The organism is Cupriavidus ulmosensis (assembly GCF_977008105.1).
Genome location: NZ_CDRMWP010000001.1, coordinates 1,736,175 through 1,757,935, shown reverse-complemented (window position 1 = coordinate 1,757,935; position 21,761 = coordinate 1,736,175). Strand labels below are relative to the sequence as shown.

Here is a 21,761-nt window from a genome sequence, read left to right as displayed (position 1 = left end):
GGTTTCGGAATCGGGATGCGGCATCAGAATTTGTGCCGGATGCCCACGCGCAATCCCAGCTGACGGTCGTTGCCCGAGGCCGGGTTTGTCGTCAGGATCGCGTGGGTCTGCGCGCTGGCGTCCTGGAAGTTCGCCATGAAATACACGTCGGTGCGCTTCGAGAGCAGGTAGTCCACGGCGCCGTTGTACGTGTTCCACCGGTAGTCCCCCAGCTTCGAGTACGTATAGGCCGAGACCAGGATCCAGCTCGGCGTCAGCCAGTACGCCACGGTGAGCGACGCGTTGTGCAGCGTCTCCGACGGCGCGCCCTTCGGCTCCAGCCGGGTGTTGGTGTACAGCCCGCTGACCGCCACCTTGTCGAACTTGTACGCCGCGCCCGCGCCGACGGTGCGGTAGTCGTCGAGAACGATCGTCTGGGCCGCGTTCGCGGCCGCGCCGAACAGGAAGGGCACGCCGAGCGCGCTGGCCGACTTGGCCGCGTACTGCTTGATCCCCGTGGCCGCCACCACCGCGTTGAACGGGCCCGCGGCATAGGCCGCGCTGAAGCTGTATGCGCGCCCGCCGTTGGTGGTGCTGGTGCCGTCCTCGGCAAAGCTGTACTGCCCGTTCAGGGTCAGGCCGCCGATGCTGGGACTGCTGTAGACGACCGTGTTGTTCAGCCACGCGCCGGAGATGCGGTCCATGTCGCCCGGCGTGAACGAATAGATGCCGGTGTAGTAGCCCGGGTGATAGCGGATCAGGCTCACCATCTGGTCGAAGCGCCGGCCCAGCGTCAGCGTGCCGAAGCGCTCGGAGGCCAGGCCGACATAGGCCTGCCGCCCGAACAGCAGGCCGCCCTGCCGGCTCGCGCCGGTGTCCGACATGAAGCCGCCTTCGAGGTTGAAGATGGCCGACAGGTCGCCCGAGATGCTTTCGCTGCCGCGGAAACCGAAGCGGTTCCCCTGGCTGATGCTGTCGTCCATCTTCACCTGGTTGTGGCCGCCCACATTGCTGAGGTAGGTCACGCCGGCGTCGATCGAGCCGTAAACCGTCACGCCCGAGGTCTGGGCCTGCGCCCCGCCCGCCAGGCCGAACAGGGCTGCACCGGCCGCCCATGCCTTGCTCCATGTATTCAAGTCTTGCTCCCCTTGTGTCGTGTGCGTCCGTCTTCATTCAACTCGCCGTGCCTCGCGCCGCGCCGCGGCGGAAAAAATCGAGGCATGGCACCGGCTACGCAATGTGCATGCCAGACCTGTACGACGTTCTATGATTGTCGATACCAAGGTCAGTTTATTTATTGTTCGGTGTACAACGAATAGGTGATTACGCGTATTACGACCGCGCGCGGCGCGCCGGACGGGATCGCGCGGCGCCGCCGCGGACGAGCTGGGGACGTGCCGGGGGCAGCCCGGGGACGAACCAGGATGAAGCGCGGCGCCTCGATTCCGTGCATCGGCGCGCCGGCCGGCACAAGATCAGTGCCGCCAGACTGTAAATTTATTGTACGATGAACAATGTATTGAAAAACGACGAACAATGATCCAATATCGGCGGCGCCGGGCACGCGAACGCGGGCGGCCGGCTCCCTCGAAGATTGAATTGGAGTGCTTCATGCGTAGTTTCCTTTCGGCGATCGCCACTGCCGGCGCCGCCCTTGCCGGCATCGTCGTTTCCCAGCCGTCCTTCGCGCAGCCCTACCCCTCGCGGCCCGTGACGGTCGTCGCGCCGGTGCCGGCCGGCGGCACGGGGGACACGATCGCCCGGCTCATGGCCACGAAGCTGCAGGAGCGGCTGCACCAGCCGTTCGTCGTGGACAACCGCCCCGGCGCCAACACGACCATCGGCGCCGGCTTCGTGGCGAAGGCGAAGGCCGACGGCTATACGCTGCTCATCACGGGCGCCCCGACGTTTACGATCAATCCGCTGCTCTATCCGAACGCGCGCTACGGCGCCGCCAGCTTCGACCACCTGGGCATCGTCGCGGCGATGCCGATGGTCATGCTGACCTATCCCGGATCGCCGCTGAAGACCGTCGCGGACGTGGTCGCGGCGGCGCGCAAGGAGCCCGGCAGCCTGGCCTACGGCTCCTTCGGCAACGGCTCCATGCCGAACATCATTGCCGAGAGCTTCGCCATGAAGGCCGGCGTGTCGCTGCTGCACGTGCCGTTCCAGGGCAGCGCGCCTTCGCTGACCTCGCTGATGGGCAAGCAGACCGCGCTGGCAATCGACAGCGTGGTGGCCGCGGCGCCCTTCATCCAGTCCGGCGCGCTGGTCCCGATCGCGGTGGCGTCCCGGACCCGCGCCGCGCTGCTGCCGCAGGTGCCCACGTTCATCGAGCAGGGCGTGCCGGAATTCGTGTTCGACAACTGGGTCGGCGTCGTCGCGCCCAGGGGGCTTGCGCCCGAGGTATCGGCGCGCCTCGAAGCCGAACTCAAGGCCGTGGTGCAGGACCCGGAGGTGCAGAAGAAGCTCGGCGCGCTGGGCTTCTCGGCAAGCTGGCAGGACGGCGCGGCGTTCCGGCGGCGCGCCGCCGCCGAGATGGCGCAGAACGTCACGGTGGTCGAGAAGGCGAAGCTGAAGTGATGCCCGCGCCGACCCGCCCGCCATTTCCCGCGGCGCCGGACACGGCCCGCGCCACCACAAGAGAGACCCATGACCGCCGAGCTTGCTGAACTCACCGCCCCCGTGCTGCGATCGCTGATCCGGTCCCGCGAAATATCGCCCGTCGAGCTGCTGCAGTCGTGCATCCGCCGCATCGAAGCCGTCAATCCCTACGTGAACGCCGTCACCGCGACGTGCTACGAGCGCGCGGAGGCGGAAGCGCGCGCCGCCGAGCGCGCGCTTGCCCGGGGCGAGCCCGTGGGCATCCTTCACGGGCTGCCGATGGGCGTCAAGGACCTGGAGGAGACCGCCGGCCTGCTGACCACCTATGGCTCGCCGCTATACCGCGGCAACGTCCCCGCGCGCGACAACGTGCTGGTCGGCCGCCTGCGCGCCGCCGGCGCCATCCTCGTGGGCAAGACCAACGTGCCCGAGTTCGGCGCCGGCGCCAACACCCGCAATCCGGTGTGGGGCGCCACCGGCAACCCCTTCGACGCGCGCCTGAACGCGGGCGGCTCGTCCGGCGGCTCGGCCGCGGCGCTGGCCTGCGACATGCTGCCGGTCTGCACGGGGTCCGATACGGGAGGCTCGCTGCGCATCCCGGCGGCCAAGTGCGGCGTGGTCGGCATGCGCCCGTCCCCGGGACTGGTGCCGAGCGAGCGGCGGCTGCTGGGCTGGTCGCCGCTGTCGGTGGTGGGGCCGATGGGCCGCACCGTGGCCGAGACCGCGCTGCAGCTCGCCGCAACGGCGGGCCTGTGCGACGCGGAGCCCCTGAGCCAGGACGCCAATCCGCACGACTTCCTGGACCTGCGCGGCACCGACCTCGGCGCGCTGCGCGTCGGCTTCACCGAGGATTTCGGCGCGTGCGAGGTCGACGAAGAGATCCGCGCCACGTTCCGGGAGCGCATCGCCCGGATCTCCGGCTTCTTCGCCGCGTGCGAACCGGTCGACTTCGCCCGCGAGCCGCTTGGCGACGTGCACCGCTGCTTCGACGTCATGCGCGCCCAGGCCTTCGTCGCCGCGATGCGCGGGGCCTACGAGCGGGACCCCGGCTCGATCGGCCCGAACGCGCGCGCCAACTACGAGATCGGCGCCGCGCTCTCCCTGGCCGACACGGCGTGGGCGCACGCGGAGCAGACCAGGATCTTCCGCGCGTTCCAGCGGCTGTATTCGCGCTTCGACGTGATACTGGCCCCGACCACGCCGGTGTCGCCCTTCCCGTGGACCCGGCCCCATGCCGAAGCCATCAACGGCCGGCCGCTGCCCAACTACTACCGCTGGCTCGACCTGACCTACGTCGTCACGCTAGCCACCAACCCGGCGCTGTCGCTGCCGTGCGGGCGCGACCGGCAAGGGCTGCCCTTCGGCCTGCAGGTGATCGCGCCCTTCCGGCGCGACCGGCGCCTGCTGGAGATCGGCGCGGCGCTCGAAGCCGCGTTCGACGCGCACGCGGCGCTGCGCCGCCCGCGCCCGGACCTCGACGCATTGCGCGCGGGCACGGCCTCGCTGCGGTCCATCGTCACCCATCCGCCGCTGGCGGCGGAAACCGCGGGCAGCGCCCCGATCTCCGTCGTCTGAGCCGGCGCCCGCATCGCTTGCGCCGATTAATTGTACGGTGTACAGTAATTGAACAGTACACATTTCAATAACCTTCGGAACCGCATCATCATGGATCCACATCTCTTCGCGGTCGACACCGCCCCGATCGCCACCGCGGTGGCCGAGGCGGCCGACCGCTATGCCAGGCGCAACCCCGCCAGCCAGAAGCAGTTCGACCTGGCCTCGCGCTACATGCCTGGCGGCAACACGCGCTCGGTCCTGTTCTACGCCCCGTTCCCGCTGGCGATGGCGCGCGGCGACGGATGCCGCCTGTGGGACGCCGACGGCCATGCCTACGTGGATTTCATCGCGGAATTCACGGCCGGCATCTACGGCCACTCCAACCCCGTGATCCGCCGCGCCATCGACGACGCGCTGGACGCCGGGATCAACCTGAGCGGGCACAACGTGCTGGAGGCAAGGCTGGCCAGCCTCATCTGCGAGCGCTTCCCCTCGGTCGACGTGGTGCGCTTCACCAACTCGGGCACCGAGGCCAACCTCATGGCCATCTCGGCGGCGAAGATCCACACCGGCCGCGCCAAGGTCGTCGTCTTCGGCGGCGGGTATCACGGCGGCGTGCTCACGTTCGCCAGGGGCAACACCCCGGTCAACGTGCCGCACGATTTCCTGATCGCCTCGTACAACGATCTCGACAGCGTCCGCGCGCTGTTCGCGGCCAACCCGCGGGACATCGCCGCGGTGGTGGTCGAGCCCATGCAGGGCGCTTCCGGATGCATCGAAGCCAAGGTGGAATTCCTGCGCGGCCTGCGGGAGCTGGTGTCCCGGCAGGGCGCGCTGCTGGTCTTCGACGAAGTCATGACCTCGCGCCTGGCTCCGGGCGGCCTGCAGGAAAAGCTGGGCATCCACGCCGACCTGACCACGCTGGGCAAGTACATCGGCGGCGGCATGTCGTTCGGGGCCTTCGGCGGCCGCGCCGACATCATGTCCCAGTTCGACCCGCGCCGCACCGACGCGACGCCGCATGCCGGCACCTTCAACAACAACGTGCTGACGATGGCCGCCGGCGCCGCGGGCCTGTCCCGGATCTACACCGCGGAGGCCGCGGTGCGCCTGAACGCGCTTGGCGACACCTTGCGCGACCGGCTGAACCGGATCTGCAGGGACAACGGCGCGGCCCTGCAGTTCACCGGCGTGGGCTCGCTGATGAACCTCCAGGCCGGCGCGCACGAGATCCGCTCGACCGCCGACATCCTGCCCGGCGGCAACGCCATCAAGGATCTCTTCTTCTTCCACATGATCGAGAACGGCGTGTACCTCGCGCGCCGCGGCTTCGTCGTGCTCAGCGTTCCCGTCGGCCAGGAGGAAATCGACCGGTTCGTCAATGCGTTCACGAGCTTCGTGCGCCAGTACGGGCATTTCTTCCCCGCCTGAAGCACGGGCGCGCCGGTCCCGCAGGCGCCGCCAGGCGGGCGCCTGCGGGAGCGGCCGGCAGCGTTTTCCCCGCCGACATCGAGACCAGCGACACCGGAAAGACCGGCAACGACTGGCGCAGCGGCATTCATCAACCCGGAGACAAAAAAAATGACTGCATCGAACAAGGTGGTGGTCCTGGTGGCCCCGACGGGCGGCATGGCCTTCAAGTCCCAGAACCCGCACCTGCCCACGCAGCCCGACGAGATCGCGCGGGACGTCCTCGACTGCTACAACGCCGGCGCCAGCGTGGCCGCCATCCATGCCCGCCTGCCCGACGACCAGGCCACGTGCAACGCGGACATCTACCGCGACATCAACGAACGGATCCGCGCCGGATGCGACATCGTCATCAACAACTCGACCGGCGGCGGCGTCCACGGCGACATGATCCGGCCAATGGCCGGCGGGATGTGGGACACCGTCTGGGAAGAGCGGCTCAAGGGCATGGACGCCGGCGCGGAGATGTGCACGCTTGACGCGTGCACCTTCGTCGGCAGCTTCGGCGGCAAGGAAATCCTGTTCAACACCTCGCCCTCGCGCTGCCGGACGCTGGCGGAGGAAATGAAGCGGCGCGGCATCAAGCCCGAGTGGGAGGTCTTCAGCCCCGCGCACATCGTCCAGGATGCGGCGACGCTGATCCGGATGGGACTGGACGAGCCGCCCTACGTCTTCAACCTGGTGATGAACGCGCATCGCGGCTTCCAGAACGCCATGCCCTACGACCCGAAGACGCTGCAGTTCATGGTCGACCTGCTGCCGCGGCAGAGCGTCTTCTGCGTCAGCGGCATCGGGCCGTCCCAGTTGCAGGCGGGCATCAACTCGCTGCTGCTCGGCGGCCAGGTGATCCGCGTCGGCCTGGAAGACAACCTGTACTATCGCCACGCGGAACTGGCCCGCAACGTGGAGCTGGTCGAGCGCACGGTCCGCATTCTCAGGGAAATGGACTACGAGATCGCCACGCCGGAGGAAGCCCGCCGGATTCTCGGCCTGCCCCGCGGCGACGCACCGGCGCGTCCCGCCCATGCGGCCGGCGGCCCGGCTTGAGCCAGGCGGCGGCGCCCTCAGCCGCCGCCCTGCTCCGCCAGGTACTGGTCCTTGAGCTTCACGTAGTTGCCCGCCGTATAGCGGAAGAAACCGCGCTCCTTCTCCGTGAGCGCCCGCGCCTGCCGCGCCGGGCTGCCGACGTAGAGATGCCCGCCTTCGAGCACCTTGCCCGGCGGCACCAGGCTGCCGGCGCCGAGGATCACTTCGTCGCCGATCACCGCACCGTCCATGACGATGGCGCCCATGCCGATCAGGATGCGGCTGCCGACCGTGCAGCCATGCAGCAGCGCCTTGTGGCCGATGGTCACGTCGTCGCCGATGGTCAGCGGGAAGCCGTCGGGATTGAACGGCCCCGCGTGCGTGATGTGCAGCACGCTGCCGTCCTGCACGCTGGTGCGCGCGCCGATGCGGATGCGGTGCATGTCGCCGCGGATCGTCACCATCGGCCAGACGGAACTGTCGGCGCCGATCTCGATGTCGCCGATCAGCACGGCGCTGGCATCGACGAACACTCGGTCGCCGAGCCGGGGGGCATTGCCCTGGAAACTGCGGATGCTCACGTTGGAATCCTGAAAACGCGGAAAAAAAAGGATTGCTCTAAAGAAAAGGAATCGCCAAGGAAAAGAAAGAGGAAGCCTACGCGGCCACGGCGGCAAGCGCCTGGCCGACGGTCTCCAGCGTCAGCGGCTTGATCAGCACGCGGTCCATGCCGGCCGCCAGGCAGCGCTGCACCTCGGCCGGCTCGGCACTGGCCGTGACCGCCAGGATCAGGCAGCGGCGGCGCCCGCCGCGCCCTTCCTCCTCGCGGATGCGGCGGGCCAGCTCCAGGCCGTCCATGCGCGGCATCTGGCAATCGGTCAGCACCACGTCGAACGCGCCGGCCTGCCACAGCTCCAGCGCCTCCAGGCCGTCCGAGGCCAGCGTGACGCGGTGGCCGAGGTGCTTGAGCTGCTGCCGGAAGGTGATGCGGTTGGCCGGATGGTCGTCCACCGCGAGCACGTCCAGGTTGCGCGCGGCCGCGTCCGGCGCCAGCGCCGGCGCCTCCGCCGCGGCGGGCGCCGCGCTCAGCGGCAGGTCCAGGTCGACGCTGAAGCACGAGCCGCGGCCCGACTCGCTGCTCAGGCTGATGCTGCCGCCCAGCAGCTTGATCAGGCGCAGGCTGATGCTCAGGCCCAGCCCGCTGCCGAAGGCCTGCCCGGCCTGCGCCGCCTCGACCTGCGAGAACGGCTGGAACAGCTTGGCCTGGTCCTGCTCCGAGATGCCGATGCCGGTGTCGATGACTTCCAGCAGCAGGCGCAGGCGCCCGTCCACGCGGCGCCCGGTGGCGCGCAGCGTGACGCCGCCGCGCTCGGTGAACTTGATGGCGTTGCTCAGCAGGTTGAACAGCACCTGCTTGAAGTGCAGCGGGTCCATCATCACCCACTGGTCGACCTCGCCCTCGAAGCGCAGGTCCAGCGACAGGTGCTTCTGCCGCGCCATGCCGAGCACCAGCGTGACGATGCCTTCGATCTGCGCCTTGAGCGCCACCGGCTCGGGCGAGGAATCGAGCTTGCCGGTCTCGATGCGGGTCAGGTCGAGCACGTTGCCGAGCAGCAGCAGCAAGCCCCGCGCGGCCTCCTGCGCGACCGCCAGCGAAGTGGTGTCGAGCGCGCCCTGCTCGGCCTTCTGCAGCACGAGTTCCTGCAGGCCGATGATGGCGTTCATCGGCGTGCGGATCTCGTGGCTCATGGTGGACAGGAAGATGCTCTTGGCCTGGTTGGCCGACTCCGCCTTCTCGCGCGCCACCTGCAACTGCTCGATCAGGCTCTGGCGCTCGGTCAGGTCGACCCAGCCGCCGATCATGCCTTCGACCTCGCCGTCGACGTTGCGGTACGGCACCGTCCAGTGCTGGATGTAGCGCACCTGGCCGTTGATGTCGAGCAGGTGCTCCTCGACCGCCGGCGTGCCCTGCGCCATGCGCTGGCGCTGCTCGCGCAGCAGCCGCTGCGCGAGCTCGGCGGGGAACCAGTGCAGTTCGAGGATGGTCTTGCCCAGGCTCTGCTCCGAGCCGGCGCAGAACAGCCGCAGCAGCGCCGGGTTGCAGGCGCTCAGGCAGCCGTCGCGGTCGAGCAGGTAGACCGGGTTGGGAATGGCGTTGATCAGCGTGTTCTTGAGCGCGAGCTGGTTGGTCAGGCGCTTTTCCGCGCGCCGCGTCTTGCGCACCTGCCGGGTCAGGTAGAAGGCCCACACCAGCGACAGCGCGACCGGCAGCGCGAACACCCCGCCGAGCTGGACGATGCGGCCGCGGTGGTCGCGCCAGAAGCTGGCGCCCACCGCGGGAAAGCGCGGCTCCCACTGGCGCACGATGTCGGCCACCTCGTCCGGGCCGATCGACATCTGCGCCTTCTCCAGGATGTTCTGCAGCTCCGGCTCGCTCTTGAGCACGCCGATGCTGACCGGCACGGTGCGGTCCTCCAGGATGCCGCTGACCACCAGCCTGCCGTTGAAATTGTGCGCGGCGAGAAAGCGCCCGGAGAACAGGTTGGAGATGCAGGCGTCGCTCTTGCCCTCGTCGACGCTGCGCATGGCGTCGAGCAGGTTGTCGTAGACCTGCAGGTCGATCGCCGGGTAGTTGCGCCGGATGGTCTCGTTGAGGTAGTAGCCGGCGCCGGTCGCCAGCCGCTTGCCGGCCAGGCGGGCGAGGTCGCTCACGCCTTCGCGGTCCTGGCTGGTCATCAGGATCACCGAGCTGCGCAGGTACGGCGACAGGATCTCGAGCTTGCCGTCGGCCGGGTTGTCCGGCGGCAGCACCGGCGTCACCATCGCCGCGCCGTCATTCATGCGCTTGCTCAACTCCGCGAAGTTGTCCACGCTGCTGTAGGTAAATTTCAGCCCGCTGCGCTTGGCGATCAGCTCCAGGTAGTCGTGGCCGATGCCCGACACGCGGCCGCGCGCGTCGAGCTGGGTCAGCGAGCCCAGGTAGCGGTTGACGATCACCGGCACCTCCGCGTGCGCGGCCAGCCAGCGGTTCTCGGCCGGCGTCAGCGCCAGGCGCTGCTCGTCGAGCCGGAAGCGCCGCCCGGCGCTCCAGCTGCGCAGGATCTCGTCGCCGAACTGCACGTTGACCTGCACCAGCGCGCGGTCGAGCAGCGCGCGCAGCCGGTTGTCCTCGGAGCGCACCAGGAAGCCGAAGCCGTGGCTGTCGATCGGCGCGAAGTTCTCGATGCGCAGGTTCAGCAGGTAATTCATGTTGATCAGGTAATGCGTGGACAACGCATCGCCGACCATCGCATCCACGTGCCCCAGGCTCAGCGCCTCGAGCGCGCGCTGCGGCGAGGTAAACAGCAGGATGCGGCTCCTGGGATAGCGCGCGGCCAGTTGCCGCTCGGCCAGGTAGCCGGCCACCAGCGCCAGCGTGGCGCCCTCGCGCTGGTCGTCGAAGCGCCTGCCGTCGGCGGAGATCAGCACCGGCTGGTCGGCCAGGTAGATGTGGGAGACGCGCAGGTCGTAGTCGGCGGCCTCGGCGGCGCTGCCGCGCCCGAGCAGGTCGATCTCGCCGCGCCGCAGCGCCTCCAGCGCCGCCTGCCGCGAGGTGAAGGCGCGCACGCGCGGCAACTGGTCGAACATCAGCGCCAGATAGTCCGCCGTGACGCCCTCGAAGCGGTCGGCATTGAGCATCTCCAGCGGCGGATAGTCGGGCGTCACCACGCCCACCGTCAGCGGCGCGCGGTGCGCCAGCCACTCGCGGTCGTCCTGGCTCAGCCACGGCTTGGGCGCCGAGGTCAGGCGCCCGAACACCTCGATGTGCGCCGGCGGCGCCGCGGGGGCGGACACGCTGGCTCCCCGGGCGACGGAAACCAGGAACAGGACAAGAAGGCAGAACAGCGCTGCGGCCCGGGGCGATTTGTGCATGGCGCTCCAATGCGGCAACCGATCGGGGCCCCTCGCTCGGCCCCGGGCGCAGGCATCGGGCCGCCGGTCGTCGCGGCGCCGGCCGGATCGACACGGCAGGCGCGGGGAAAGCGCGGCCTCCGGGGGCCGCAGGTGGAAATACTATAGCCGAAGCGGCGCGCGCGGCGCATCCGGGACATCGGGCACCGCCCCGCGGCGGCGGATGGAGGCGCGATGCGCAAAAAAAAGCCCGGGCCAAGGCCCGGGCGGCGCGGATTCTACCAGCGCCGTTCCGGCAACGGCAATAGCGCCGCGCGCGCATGTTGCCGAATCCCGACGCGGGCGCGCGCGGCGCCCGGCAAGGGCCAGCGCCCGCGCGCGCGGGCGCGGCGCCTTGCCCGGCGCCGCCTGGCGGGCCGCGCGGCGGCATCCCGCCACGGCGCCGCGCCCGCCGCCCGCCATGCTATTGACTATGGTCAAGCGGCATGCCGGCGTGCTGCCTATAGTGGCTGGCGCGCGCCTGCGGGCCGCGCGTTCCCGGCCCGCGCGTTTCCATCCCGCGATCCCCACCCGAGCCTGTTCCAGTTTGTCCCAACCTGTCCCAACCTGCCGGCAGAACACCATGACCGACGACTTCCGCTCCGAGCTGTCCGCGCACCGCGCCACGCTGACGCGCGACATCGAGACCCTGCTGGCCGACCTGCACGCCCTGCTGCGCGAGGCGACCACCGACGCTGGCGGGCAGGCCGGCCCGGCCCGCGGGCAGTTCCGGGCGCGGCTCGACGCCCTGCAACTGCGCCTGCGGGAACTGGAGACGCAGGCGCGCGGACAGGTCCGGCACGGCATGGAGGCCGGCGACGCATTCGTGCACGAGCACCCGTGGCGCGTGCTCGGCGCGGCCGCGGCCTTTGCCGCCGCCTGCGGCGCGCTGTGCGCGCTGGCGCTCGACCGGCGCGGCTGATCCCCGGCGCCGGTTCTCAGCACCGGGGATCAGCACCGATTCTCAGCGCCGGGGATCAGCGCCAGGCGTCCAGCGCGAGCGCGACGCTCCAGGTCGACGCGGCGGCCAGCACCAGCCCCGCCGCGACGCGCCAGGCGAAGGCGCCGCCGCCGGCCGCCGCTGCCACGATCTTGGTCAGGGTATTGGCGGAAAACGCCGCCAGCACGGGCCAGACCGCGTCCGCGGCCGACACGCGCCCGGCCGCCACCTGCGCGGCGACCGAGACCGTCGCCGCGTGCGCGTCGGCAAACCCGCCGACCGCGGCGACGCCGAGCAGCACCCCGGTCCCCGGCCACGCGCGCACGGCGGCGTTGACCAGCATCAGCAGCGCCATCAGCGCCACGAACCCCACCGCCACCCGCCAGTCCATGCGCTGGCCGGCCGCCTGCGCGCCCGCGCGCGCGTCGTCGCGCCCGGTCTTCCGGCGCACCGCCCGCCATAGCCAGAAGCCGGCGCAGGCCGCCATCACGGCGAGCCCGGCCGCCAGCGGCAGCGCCAGCATCCGCAGGGCGGCCGCGCTGGTGGCGGCCAGCAGAAGCAGCATCTGCACGAAGGTGGCGACGCTGGACAGCAGGGCCGCCGCCACGGCCGCATCGCGCACGCCGGGCGTGCCCGGGGCCTTGCGCACCAGCGCGGCCATCGAGGCCACCGTCGCCACGCTCGAGACGAAGCCGCCGAACAGGCCGGTCAGCGGCAGCCCCGCCTTCTCCCCGAACACGCGCGTGGCGATGTGCCCGGCCGCGCCCATCATCATGACCAGCACCGCCACCAGCCAGAGCGTGCGCGGGTTCCAGGCGTCGAGCGGCCCCATGTAGCGGTCCGGCAGCAGCGGCCAGATCACCAGCGCGGCCACCGCCAGCGTCAGCGCGTCGTTGACCTCCTGGCGCGTGAGCGCGCTGCGCACCAGCCGGTGCAGGGTGGCCTTGCCGTGCAGCAGGCTCACCAGCACCGCGGCGAGGCCGGCGGCCAGGCCGGGATGCGTGATGGCGAGCGCACCGAGCAGCACCGTGCACAGCATCGCGAACTCGGTGGTCAGGCCCGGGTCTGCCGCCGCGGTGTGCCGGTAGCCCACCGCGGCGAGGCCGGCCGCGCCGAGCAGCACCGCCGGCAGCAGCCCGGCCTGCGGCAGGAAGGCGCCCAGCGCGCCGCACAGGCTGGCGATGGCGAAGGTGCGCAGGCCGGCGGCGGCCTCGGCGCCGTCCGCCGCCTGGCTGCGCTCGCGCTCGAGCCCGAAACCCAGCCCGATGCCGAGCGCAACGCAAAAAGAGACGACGGTCTGGTTCATGCCGGGTTCCTCTGGCCGGGGGCGGGCGCAATGCCAGCGCGATTGTGGAAGATTGCGCAATGGCAGTCAGTGTGGGCCGTGCGCGCACATTTTGCCTGATGCACCTCAACCTATGTGGCCGCCGCGGGGTGCCGCCGGGCGCCGCCGGGCGCCGCTTCGGCGCGCGCCCGCGCCGAAGCTTGATGCGTGTCAACCAGCGCGCTCGGCGCTCTCCTAGAATCAACTGACGGGCCAGCGCCCGCCCGGCATCAATGGCGGGCGTTGCGCCCGCCGCTTCCGACGGAGACAAGCCCCGGACACCTCGCCGCGCTCCACCACGGCCCGTCCGGTCCCTGCCCCCGCTTCCCGCCAGGCATTGCCGCGGCCCCCGCGGCGCGCGCAAACCAAGGAGATTCATCATGGCAGAACCGACCAGCATCCCGACCGACCTCCTGACCTTCCCCTGCGAAACGGGCCTGCGGACGCTGACGCTGCTGCAGGAAAGCCGCGCACGCCTGCTCGAGGCCCAGCTCGAGGCGGTGCGCAAGGACATCAAGACTTCGCGGGAAATCGGCGAGCAGCTCGTCCACGCGGGCGACTTCGGCGCGCTGGCCGCGCTGCCGGCCGCCCTGTTCCGCAGCCAGGCCGAGCACTACGCCACGCTGATGCAGGCATGGATGCGGCTCGCCATCCACGACCAGAACGCCGTGCTCGAGCAGCTGCGGGAAACCGGCGAGTCCTGGCAGCGCTGCCAGACCTCGCTGTGGCAGCACGCCGCCAACCCCGCCGCGCTGGCCGCGCCGGTGAAGGACCTGTTCGAGAAACTGAGCCAGCCCACCTCGTGGATGCCGACCGCCACGGAACCGGCCGCCACCACTGCCGCCACGGCCGGCGGCAAGTCGAGGAGCGTCGTTCATGCCGGCTAACCGCACCGCGCTCGTCACCGGCGGCATGGGCGGCCTTGGCGAAGCGATCGCGATCCGCCTGCACGACGCCGGCCACCGGGTCGCCGTCACCCACTCCCTGGGCAACGACCACGTGCAGGCCTGGCTCGGGCACCAGCGCGAGGCCGGGCGCGAGTTCAGCGCGTTCGCCGTCGACGTGGCCGATTTCGACGCCTGCCAGCGCTGCGCCGCCGAAGTGCTGGCGCAGCTCGGCCAGGTCGACATCCTGATCAACAACGCCGGCATCACGCGCGACATGACCTTCCGGCGCATGGGCAAGGCCGACTGGGACGCCGTGCTCAGGACCGACCTCGACTCGATCTTCAACATGACCAAGCCGCTGTGCGAAGGCATGGTCGGCCGGGGCTGGGGGCGCATCGTCAACATCGCCTCGGTCAACGGCTCCAAGGGCGCCTTCGGCCAGACCAACTACGCGACCGCCAAGGCCGGCATCCACGGCTTCAGCAAGTCGCTGGCGCTGGAGCTGGCCACCAAGGGCGTCACCGTCAACACGGTCTCGCCCGGCTACCTGGCCACGCACATGGTCACCGACATTCCCGCCGACATCCTCCAGACCCGCATCCTGCCGCAGATCCCGCTGGGCCGGCTGGGCCGGCCCGACGAAGTGGGCGCGCTGATCGCGTTCCTGTGCTCGGACGATGCGGCCTTCATCACCGGCGCCAACATCGCCATCAACGGTGGGCAGCACATGCAATGAACGCACCGACCACAAACAAAGAACTCGCGGCCGCCGAGGCCGGATGCGGCTGCGAGCCGGTCCCGGCCGGCCCGCACGAACTGCTCGACGAACAGGTCCGCTCCATGCTGGCCGGGGCCACGCAAGGCCTGTCGCTGGCCTCGTTCTGGCTGGCCGGCATGGACTGGGCCCTGCACACGGCGACCTCGCCCGGCAAGGTCAGCGCCGCGGTGGGCCAGTGGCTGGCCGGCGCCGTCGCCGCCGGCGGCTGCGTGCTGCCCGGCACCGAACCGGCGCCGCCGGCGACGCCTGACCAGCGCTTCGCCGACCCGGCCTGGTCGCAATGGCCCTACCGCTTCTGGCGCGATGCCTTCTGCAACAACGAGGCGCTGTGGGAGTCGCTGACGCACGGCCAGAGCGGCGTGTCGCACCACCATGAGCGGCTGGTGTCGTTCTGCGCCCGGCAGGTGCTCGACACCTGCTCGCCCGGCAACGCCTGGTGGCTCAACCCGGTGGTGCTGCAGGCCACCGCCGCCAGCGCCGGCGGCAATTTCGCCAACGGCGCGCGCAACTGGCTCGAAGACCTGCAGGACGTGGTGGCCGATCTCACCCACGAGCCCGCGCTGCGCCGCCCGCCCGCCTTCAAGGTGGGCGAGGACGTGGCCATCACGCCGGGCAAGGTGGTGTTCCGCAATGCGCTGATCGAGCTGATCCAGTACGCGCCGGCCGGCGACGAGGTATGGCGCGAGCCGGTGCTGATCGTGCCGTCGTGGATCATGAAGTACTACATCCTGGACCTGCAGCCGCACGACTCGATGGTGCGCTACCTGGTCGAGCAGGGCCACACGGTCTTCATGATCTCGTGGAAGAACCCGGGCGCCGAGGCGCGCGACACCAGCCTCGACGACTACCTGCGGCTGGGCATACAGGCCGCCCTGCGCGTGGTGCAGGAACGCTGCCCCGATACCCACGTCCACGCCGCCGGCTATTGCCTGGGCGGCACGCTGCTGTCGATCTGCGCCGCGGCGCTCAGCCGCGACAACGACGGCGATGGCGATGGCGACGGCACGCCGCTGCAGAGCCTGACCCTGTTCGCCAGCGAGACCGACTTCACCGAGCCGGGCGAGCTCGGCCTGTTCATCGACAGCAGCGCGCTGGCGACGCTCGACGCCACCATGCGCCGGCAAGGCTACCTCGACGGTCCGCAGATGGCCGCCGCGTTCCAGATGCTGCAGTCGCGCGACCTGATCTGGTCGCGCATGATGAGCGAGTACCTGCTCGGCAAGCGGCTGCGCCCGAACGACCTGGTGTCGTGGAACCGCGACCTCACGCGCCTGCCCTACCGCATGCATTCGGAATGCCTGCACAAGCTGTTCCTCACCAACGACCTGGCCGAGGGCCGCTACTGCGTGGACGGCCGCCCGGTGGCGCTGGCCGACCTGGGCATGCCGATCTTCGCGGTGGGCACCGAGCACGACCACGTCTCGCCGTGGCGCTCGGTCTACAAGCTGCACCTGCTGACGTCGACCACGCTGACCTTCCTGCTGACCTCGGGCGGGCACAACGCCGGCATCGTGTCCGAGCCGGGCCATCCGCGCCGGCGCTTCCGCGTGTCCACGCGCGACGCGCTGGCGCCCTACGCCAGCCCCGAGCATTTCCTCGCCAACGCCACCCACCACGACGGCTCGTGGTGGCCGTGCTGGCAGGCGTGGCTGGCGTCGCACTCCACCGGCCGCGTGGCGGCGCGCGACCCCGCGCCCGGCGCGCTCGCCGATGCGCCGGGCAGCTACGTGCTGGAGGACTAGCGGCAGACTGGAAGGCTGGAGACCGGAACGCCGCGCGGCGCCGGCCCGGGCAATGCCCGGCCGGCGCCGCGCGGCGTTTTGCGTTCAGTCCGGCGAGAAAAGCGAGCAGGTCAATTGAGCAGGTCAGTCCAGCGCATACGACCGCAGGTATTCCGGCATCGACACCGGCCACTGCAGCTCGCGCTCGATGCGCTGGCGCAGCGCGTCGCTGGCCGCCGGCTCGCCATGCACCACGAAGGTCTGCCGCGGCGCCTGGCCGAAGCCGCCCAGCCACGTCATCAGCTCGTTGGCGTCCGCGTGCGCGGACAGGGTCTCGATCTGCGCGACCGCGGCCCGCACCGGCACCGGCTTGCCGTGGATGCGCAGCTCGCGCGCGCCCGCGGCCAGCGCCGCGCCGCGCGTGCCGGCGGCCTGGAAGCCCGACAGCAGGATGGTGTTGCGCGCGTCCTGGCCGTAGGTCTGCAGGTGATGCACGACGCGCCCGCCGGTGGCCATGCCGCTGCCGGCGAGGATGATCTTGGGCGCGCGGTCGCGCTGGAGCCACGCCGACTGCTGCACGCTCTGCACCAGGATGGCCATGTTGCAGGCCGCGGTGCAGTCGGCGCGCTCGATGCGCAGCTCGTCCGGGTGCAGCGCGAACACCTCGGTGGCGTCGATGGCCATCGGGCTGTCGAGGTAGACCGGCACCGCCGGGATGCGGTTCTGCTGGCGCAGGCGGTACAGGCAGTACAGCAGCGCCTGGCTGCGCCCCACCGCGAAGGCCGGGATCACCACGCTGCCGCCTCGGCCGATGGTGCGGCTGACGACTTCGCCGAGCGTGTCGAGCGGGTCTTCGTCCGGGTGGACGCGGTTGCCGTAGGTGGACTCCACCAGCAGGTAGTCCGCCGCGCGCACGGCTTCCGGCGCGCGCATGACGATGTCCTGCTGCCGCCCCAGGTCGCCCGAGAACACGATGCGCCGCCCGCCCGCATGCAGCGTCACGATGGCCGAGCCGATGATATGCCCGGCGCGGTGGAACTCCGCCTCCACGCCGGGCGCCACCGCCACGCGCGTGTCGTAGTGGGACGGCTCCAGCCGCCGCAGCGCGCGCACGGCGTCGGCGCCGTCGTAGAGCGGCAGCGCCGGGTGGTGGCGCGAGAAGCCCTCGCGGTTGGCGAAGCGCGCGTCCTCCTCGGCCAGGTGGGCGGAATCGGGCAGCAGGATGTTGCAGAGCTGGGCGGTGCCCATCGTGCAGAAGACCCGCCCGCGGAAACCGTTGCGCACCAGCAGCGGCAGGTAGCCGCTGTGGTCGATGTGCGCGTGCGTCAGCACCACCGCGTCGAGCCGGGCGGGGTCGACCGGCAGCGGCTCCCAGTTGCGCAGGCGCAGTGCCTTGTAGCCCTGGAACAGCCCGCAGTCCACCATCACGCGGCTGTGGCCGGTATCCAGCACATACCTGGAGCCCGTCACCGTGTCGGTGGCGCCGAGAAATTGCAATTGCATCGCTGCGTTCCGCCTGTGGGGGTATATATGGTGTGGGCGCATCGCCGCGGCCGGCGATGCGCGCCAGGCCGGTCCGGCGGCGGCACAGCTGCGGGCCGCGCCGGTTGCCGGCGGACCGTCAGCGAATCGTCACGCGCTGCTGCGGCGACGCTTCTTTCTTGGGCAGCACCACGCGCAGCACGCCATCCTCGTAGCTGGCGTCGACCTTGCTTTCGTCGATGGTGCTGTCGAGCGTGAACGCACGCTGCATCGCGCCGCTGTAGCGCTCGCGGCGGATCACGCGCTCGCCGTCCTTCTGCTCGGACGAGCGCTCGACCTTGGCCGAGATCATCACCGTGCCGCGGTCGACCGACACGTCGATGTCTTCCTTCTTCGCGCCGGGAATCTCGGCCACGAGGTTGTAGGCCTTGTCGGACTCCGTCACGTCGACCTTGAACGCGAAGCCGCCGGCTTCGGGGCCGCTGCGGAACGCCCGCAGCATGCCCTGGAACAAGTCGCCGACCGGTTCGATCGACAGCGGGTCGTAGATCCTGAGATTGCTCATCGCTTGCCTCCATGAGGTGAACGGCCCGGGCCGGGCCTGCGTTTCATGGTGGCACAGGGGGGCAAAACGGCCTTGTTCCAGATCAAGGCCGGCGCCACGCCGCGGCGGCGCGGACGCGGCGCCTCAGAGCTCGCCTTCGCCGAACAGCCGGTGGCGGATCGCATAGCGCACCAGCGCGGCCTCGCTGGGCAGCTGCATCTTCTCCATCAGCCGCATCTTGTAGGTGCTCACGGTCTTGGCGCTGACGCACAGGCCGGCGGCGATCTCGGTGAGCGGCTCGCCGAGCACGAGCCGCCGGTAGACCTCCATCTCGCGGTCCGACAGGCGCAGGTGCGGCTCGTCGCGGTGCTCGTCCTGCAGGCTGTTGGCGAGCTTCTCCGCCATCGCCGGGCTCACGTAGGTGCCGCCGCCGGCCACCTTGCCGATGGCGCTGACCAGCTCGGTCGCCGCGCTCTCCTTGGTCAGGTAGCCGGCCGCGCCGGCGCGGAACGCGCGCACCACGTACTGCTCCTCGGCGTGCATGGTCAGCACCAGGATGCGCAGCGCCGGCTGCTCGGCGCGCAACTGCTTGATCAGCTCCAGGCCGCTGCGCCCGGGCATGGACAGGTCCAGCAGGATCACGCGCGGCTGGCACTCGCGCGCCATCTGCAGCACCTGGGTGCCGTCGACCGCCTCGCCCACCACTTCGAAGCCGCCCGACCTGCCGAGGATGTGGCGCAGGCCATCCCGCACCACGGCGTGGTCGTCGGCGATCATCACGGAAATCATGACAGGGCCTCCGGGCTGGTCTTGTCGGCGTCCGCTTCGGCGCCGGGCAGCGGGAAGCAGACCGTCAGGCAGAACCCGGCGCCGTCGGCCTGCGTGGTCGAGACCGTGCCGGCCAGCAGGCGCGCGCGCTCGCGGATGCCGACCAGCCCCAGCGAGATGCGCCGGCCGCGCGCCGGCCGGCCGGCGCCGGCCGCGCTGCCGCGGCCGTTGTCGCGCACCGTCAGCTCGTAATGCGCCGGGTGGCGCACCAGCCCGATGTCCACCCGGCTGGCCTCGGCGTGCTGGACCACGTTGCTGAGCGCCTCCTGCACGATGCGGAACACCGCCGTGGCGGCGCGCTCGCCCACGTCCTCCTCCTCGGCCGCGTGCACCGCCACGGCGATGCCGTAGCGCGCGGAGAACTCCTTGGCCAGCCATTCGATGGCCGGCATCAGGCCGAGCTCGTCGAGCAGCGCCGGGCGCAGGTCGGCGGCGATGCGCCGCACCGAGGCCACGGTCTCGTCGATCACCAGGTTCATGGCCGCGGCCTGGTCCAGCAGGCCCTGCGCGGCGCCGGCCTCGCGCAGGTCCCCGGCCAGGATCGCCAGGTCCATCTTGAGCGCGCTCAGGCGCTGGCCGAGGTCGTCGTGCAGCTCGCGCGCGATGCGGCGGCGCTCCTCCTCGCGCGAGGCCTGGACCCGGTCGGAAAGCTGCTGGAGCTCCTCGCGCGACTGGCGCATGGCGGCTTCGGCCCGCACGCGCTCGGTGGTGTCGCGCAGGATCACGGTAAACAGCTTGCCGTGGCCGTCCTGGGTCTGCGAGATCGACGCCTCGATCGGGAATTCGGTGCCGTCCCGGCGCAGCGCGTGCAGCACGCGCTGCAGGCCCATCTGCCGCTCGCTCACGCCGGTCACGCCGAAGCGGCGCACATGTGCTCCATGCGCCTCACGGAAGCGGGCCGGGATGAAGTCCCCGAGCGGCCTGCCGAGCGCCTGCGCCGCGGTGTAGCCGAACAGCCGCTCGGCCATCGGGTTGAACAGCACCACCTGCTGCGCCTCGTCCACCGTGATGATGGCCTCCATCGAGGAGCGGATGATGCCGGCGAGACGGGCCTCGCTGGCCTGGGTGCGCGCCAGGTCCTGCGCGCCGGGTTGCGGTAGGTCGGTTGGTTCGGGAGCCATATCGGTAGCCGTCTTTGGGGCGAAGCGTGCTCCGCCGGCAGGTCGGCCGGCGGAGACGAAAGGTAGCCGATCTGCATGATACGCATTCGTGGCCCGCGGCGGGCACCCTTCTCGCGTTTGCCGGCCGTCTTTGTCAGGAAAACCTGACACGGACCTTCCTTTCCCGGACGCCATCTTCAGCCGTCGCTGCTTTCGGCCGGCCCTGCCGGCGACGATACTGCAACCCATGAATTCGTTGCCCTGCACCCAACCGCTGACCGTCCTCGTGCTCGAGCATGCGCCCATGATCAGCGCGCGCCTGACGCGGATGCTGCGCGCGATGAAGGAAGTGGAGCTGGTGGCCTCGTCGCGGGAGCCGCGCGCGGCCATGCTGGCGGCCCTGATCCTGCTGCCCGACGTGGTGATCCTGGCGCTGCCGCTGCGCCGCGAAGCCGGCATGCGCGCGCTGCAGGACCTGGCGCGCATGCGCCGGTCGGCCACCATCATCGTCCTGAGCAACTGTTCGATCCAGCCGATGCGCGATGCCTACCTGCAGGCCGGCGCGTCGTATTTCTTCGACAAGACGATGGAACTGGATGCGCTGCGCGGCGCGCTGCTGCAGCTCGCCGCCAGGAAGACCGCCGCGCAGCAGGCAGCGCCGCAAATTGACGTATCGACGCATTGACGTACCGACGGCAGCACCGGGAAACAGCGCAGTTGAATCGCGGCACGCCAGCCGGCATGCCGAAGGGATGAACGAGGCCACCATGTCACACCACCTGCAACAGGAAGCACCGCCGGCAGCCAGCGCTGCCATCCACGCCCCCCAGGTCCTGCGACTGCTGCGGCAGGAACCGCAGGCGCCGGCGGCGCCGGCCCCGTGCGCGGGCGCCAGCCACAAGGCAAGCTGCTCCAACTGCGCGATGCGCACCATCTGCCTGGGCAGCAAGCTGAACGACGCCGAGCGCATGCGGCTCGACACCGTGATCCACAACTGGCGCATGGTCAGGCGCGGCGAGGCCCTCTACCGCGCCGGCGATGCCTTCCAGAGCATCTACGCGCTGCGCTCGGGTTCGTTCAAGACCGTGGTGGCCCACGCCAACGGCTGCGAGCAGGTCAGCGGCTTTTTCCTCACCGGCGAGACGCTCGGGCTGGACGGCATCTGCACCGAGCAGCACGCCTGCGACGCCATCGCGCTCGAGGACAGCGCGGTCTGCGTGATCCCGTTCCACCTGCTCGAAGCGCTGTGCCGCGAAATGCGCTCGCTCCAGCAGCAGGTGCACCGCATGCTGAGCAGCGAGATCGTGCGCGAATCCGGCGTCATGCTGCTGCTGGCCAGCCTGTGCGCCGAGCAGCGCGTGGCGGCGTTCCTGCTCAATATCTCGGCGCGCCAGAAGGCGCGCGGCTACTCGCCGCGCGAACTCGCGCTGCGCATGACCCGCGAGGAAATCGGCAGCTACCTCGGCATGAAGCTGGAAACCGTCAGCCGGACCCTGTCGCGCTTCCAGCGCGACGGCCTGATCAGCGTGCACGGCAAGCGCATCAGCCTGCTGGACCTCGACGCGCTGGACCGCATCTAGCATCCCGCCCG

Annotated in this window: 18 protein-coding genes; 10 read left to right on the top strand and 8 right to left on the bottom strand. The window is 70.6% G+C overall.

Features of this window, described 5'->3' with window-relative positions:
- Positions 1 to 23: 23 nt before the first annotated feature.
- Complete coding sequence (locus ACWTPI_RS07930) at positions 24 to 1,115, bottom strand: porin (RefSeq protein ID WP_231586546.1); 1,092 nt, start codon at positions 1,113 to 1,115, stop codon at positions 24 to 26.
- Between the two features lie 475 nt (positions 1,116 to 1,590).
- Here ACWTPI_RS07930 and ACWTPI_RS07925 point away from each other — a divergent pair, with 475 nt between their 5' ends.
- The 4 genes from ACWTPI_RS07925 (at position 1,591) to ACWTPI_RS07910 (ending at position 6,657) form a co-directional block, all read left to right on the top strand.
- A complete protein-coding gene (locus ACWTPI_RS07925; RefSeq protein WP_454731371.1) occupies positions 1,591 to 2,562 on the top strand; it encodes a Bug family tripartite tricarboxylate transporter substrate binding protein in 972 nt (323 codons plus the stop codon).
- A 69-nt stretch (positions 2,563 to 2,631) separates the two neighbouring features.
- Positions 2,632 to 4,158 (top strand): amidase, encoded by a 1,527-nt coding sequence (locus ACWTPI_RS07920; protein WP_059413148.1) that lies wholly within the window; start codon positions 2,632 to 2,634, stop codon positions 4,156 to 4,158.
- Positions 4,159 to 4,248: 90 nt separating this feature from the next.
- Complete coding sequence (locus ACWTPI_RS07915) at positions 4,249 to 5,571, top strand: aspartate aminotransferase family protein (protein ID WP_454731370.1); 1,323 nt, start codon at positions 4,249 to 4,251, stop codon at positions 5,569 to 5,571.
- Positions 5,572 to 5,721: 150 nt separating this feature from the next.
- The gene (locus ACWTPI_RS07910; RefSeq protein WP_454731369.1) at positions 5,722 to 6,657 is read left to right on the top strand and encodes a 3-keto-5-aminohexanoate cleavage protein; all 936 of its coding nucleotides are present in this window, start codon (positions 5,722 to 5,724) and stop codon (positions 6,655 to 6,657) included.
- Positions 6,658 to 6,674: 17 nt separating this feature from the next.
- Here ACWTPI_RS07910 and ACWTPI_RS07905 read toward each other — a convergent pair whose 3' ends face one another.
- Together ACWTPI_RS07905 and ACWTPI_RS07900 are read right to left on the bottom strand one after the other, a co-directional pair.
- The gene (locus tag ACWTPI_RS07905) at positions 6,675 to 7,217 is read right to left on the bottom strand and encodes a gamma carbonic anhydrase family protein (protein WP_059413151.1); all 543 of its coding nucleotides are present in this window, start codon (positions 7,215 to 7,217) and stop codon (positions 6,675 to 6,677) included.
- A gap of 76 nt (positions 7,218 to 7,293) precedes the next feature.
- Positions 7,294 to 10,470: a response regulator gene (locus ACWTPI_RS07900; RefSeq protein WP_454740516.1), complete on the bottom strand. Its 3,177-nt coding sequence runs from the start codon at positions 10,468 to 10,470 to the stop codon at positions 7,294 to 7,296.
- Between the two features lie 679 nt (positions 10,471 to 11,149).
- Here ACWTPI_RS07900 and ACWTPI_RS07895 point away from each other — a divergent pair.
- Positions 11,150 to 11,488 (top strand): DUF883 family protein, encoded by a 339-nt coding sequence (locus ACWTPI_RS07895; protein WP_454731367.1) that lies wholly within the window; start codon positions 11,150 to 11,152, stop codon positions 11,486 to 11,488.
- A 55-nt stretch (positions 11,489 to 11,543) separates the two neighbouring features.
- On the opposite strand, the gene ACWTPI_RS07890 is transcribed toward ACWTPI_RS07895, so the two are convergent.
- Positions 11,544 to 12,812: an MgtC/SapB family protein gene (locus ACWTPI_RS07890; RefSeq protein ID WP_454731366.1), complete on the bottom strand. Its 1,269-nt coding sequence runs from the start codon at positions 12,810 to 12,812 to the stop codon at positions 11,544 to 11,546.
- A 398-nt stretch (positions 12,813 to 13,210) separates the two neighbouring features.
- On the opposite strand from ACWTPI_RS07890, the gene ACWTPI_RS07885 reads away from it, so the two are divergent.
- Genes ACWTPI_RS07885 through ACWTPI_RS07875 form a run of 3 tightly spaced genes read left to right on the top strand, consistent with a single transcriptional unit; the run spans position 13,211 to position 16,237 of the window.
- Positions 13,211 to 13,717 carry a phasin family protein gene (locus ACWTPI_RS07885; protein ID WP_454731365.1) on the top strand — a complete coding sequence of 169 codons (507 nt, stop codon included), beginning with the start codon at positions 13,211 to 13,213 and terminating at the stop codon, positions 13,715 to 13,717.
- Entirely contained in the window at positions 13,707 to 14,453 is a 747-nt protein-coding gene (phbB, locus tag ACWTPI_RS07880) for an acetoacetyl-CoA reductase (RefSeq protein WP_059413154.1), read from the top strand. The genes ACWTPI_RS07885 and phbB overlap by 11 nt, the downstream gene beginning before the upstream one ends.
- The gene (locus ACWTPI_RS07875; RefSeq protein ID WP_059413155.1) at positions 14,450 to 16,237 is read left to right on the top strand and encodes a PHA/PHB synthase family protein; all 1,788 of its coding nucleotides are present in this window, start codon (positions 14,450 to 14,452) and stop codon (positions 16,235 to 16,237) included. Before phbB ends, ACWTPI_RS07875 begins: the two co-directional genes overlap by 4 nt.
- Positions 16,238 to 16,360: 123 nt before the next feature.
- Here the strand turns inward: ACWTPI_RS07875 and ACWTPI_RS07870 are convergent, their stop codons facing one another.
- From ACWTPI_RS07870 to ACWTPI_RS07855, 4 genes are all read right to left on the bottom strand, one after another.
- Complete coding sequence (locus tag ACWTPI_RS07870; protein ID WP_059413156.1) at positions 16,361 to 17,719, bottom strand: MBL fold metallo-hydrolase RNA specificity domain-containing protein; 1,359 nt, start codon at positions 17,717 to 17,719, stop codon at positions 16,361 to 16,363.
- 118 nt (positions 17,720 to 17,837) lie between these two features.
- Positions 17,838 to 18,263, bottom strand: coding sequence for an Hsp20/alpha crystallin family protein (locus ACWTPI_RS07865; RefSeq protein WP_454731364.1), 426 nt, complete (start codon positions 18,261 to 18,263; stop codon positions 17,838 to 17,840).
- 123 nt (positions 18,264 to 18,386) lie between these two features.
- Positions 18,387 to 19,031 (bottom strand): response regulator, encoded by a 645-nt coding sequence (locus ACWTPI_RS07860; protein WP_454731363.1) that lies wholly within the window; start codon positions 19,029 to 19,031, stop codon positions 18,387 to 18,389.
- On the bottom strand, positions 19,028 to 20,191 hold the full coding sequence (locus ACWTPI_RS07855; RefSeq protein WP_059413159.1) for a PAS domain-containing sensor histidine kinase: 1,164 nt from the start codon (positions 20,189 to 20,191) through the stop codon (positions 19,028 to 19,030). Before ACWTPI_RS07855 ends, ACWTPI_RS07860 begins: the two co-directional genes overlap by 4 nt.
- A 226-nt stretch (positions 20,192 to 20,417) precedes the next feature.
- On the opposite strand from ACWTPI_RS07855, the gene ACWTPI_RS07850 reads away from it, so the two are divergent.
- Entirely contained in the window at positions 20,418 to 20,855 is a 438-nt protein-coding gene (locus tag ACWTPI_RS07850; protein WP_454731362.1) for a response regulator, read from the top strand.
- Positions 20,856 to 20,937: 82 nt separating this feature from the next.
- Positions 20,938 to 21,750 (top strand): fumarate/nitrate reduction transcriptional regulator Fnr, encoded by an 813-nt coding sequence (gene fnr, locus ACWTPI_RS07845; RefSeq protein WP_231586548.1) that lies wholly within the window; start codon positions 20,938 to 20,940, stop codon positions 21,748 to 21,750.
- Positions 21,751 to 21,761 lie beyond the last annotated feature (11 nt).

Excerpts from the sequence above, each read along its gene's own strand:
- ACWTPI_RS07920 (WP_059413148.1), top strand. The coding sequence starts at position 2,632 with ATGACCGCCGAGCTTGCTGAACTCACCGCCCCCGTGCTGCGATCGCTG.
- fnr (WP_231586548.1), top strand. The coding sequence starts at position 20,938 with ATGTCACACCACCTGCAACAGGAAGCACCGCCGGCAGCCAGCGCTGCC.
- ACWTPI_RS07925 (WP_454731371.1), top strand. The coding sequence starts at position 1,591 with ATGCGTAGTTTCCTTTCGGCGATCGCCACTGCCGGCGCCGCCCTTGCC.
- phbB (WP_059413154.1), top strand. The coding sequence starts at position 13,707 with ATGCCGGCTAACCGCACCGCGCTCGTCACCGGCGGCATGGGCGGCCTT.
- ACWTPI_RS07875 (WP_059413155.1), top strand. The coding sequence starts at position 14,450 with ATGAACGCACCGACCACAAACAAAGAACTCGCGGCCGCCGAGGCCGGA.
- ACWTPI_RS07865 (WP_454731364.1), bottom strand. The coding sequence starts at position 18,263 with ATGAGCAATCTCAGGATCTACGACCCGCTGTCGATCGAACCGGTCGGC.
- ACWTPI_RS07885 (WP_454731365.1), top strand. The coding sequence starts at position 13,211 with ATGGCAGAACCGACCAGCATCCCGACCGACCTCCTGACCTTCCCCTGC.
- ACWTPI_RS07910 (WP_454731369.1), top strand. The coding sequence starts at position 5,722 with ATGACTGCATCGAACAAGGTGGTGGTCCTGGTGGCCCCGACGGGCGGC.
- ACWTPI_RS07870 (WP_059413156.1), bottom strand. The coding sequence starts at position 17,719 with ATGCAATTGCAATTTCTCGGCGCCACCGACACGGTGACGGGCTCCAGG.
- ACWTPI_RS07860 (WP_454731363.1), bottom strand. The coding sequence starts at position 19,031 with ATGATTTCCGTGATGATCGCCGACGACCACGCCGTGGTGCGGGATGGC.
- ACWTPI_RS07855 (WP_059413159.1), bottom strand. The coding sequence starts at position 20,191 with ATGGCTCCCGAACCAACCGACCTACCGCAACCCGGCGCGCAGGACCTG.
- ACWTPI_RS07915 (WP_454731370.1), top strand. The coding sequence starts at position 4,249 with ATGGATCCACATCTCTTCGCGGTCGACACCGCCCCGATCGCCACCGCG.
- ACWTPI_RS07890 (WP_454731366.1), bottom strand. The coding sequence starts at position 12,812 with ATGAACCAGACCGTCGTCTCTTTTTGCGTTGCGCTCGGCATCGGGCTG.
- ACWTPI_RS07895 (WP_454731367.1), top strand. The coding sequence starts at position 11,150 with ATGACCGACGACTTCCGCTCCGAGCTGTCCGCGCACCGCGCCACGCTG.
- ACWTPI_RS07850 (WP_454731362.1), top strand. The coding sequence starts at position 20,418 with ATGAATTCGTTGCCCTGCACCCAACCGCTGACCGTCCTCGTGCTCGAG.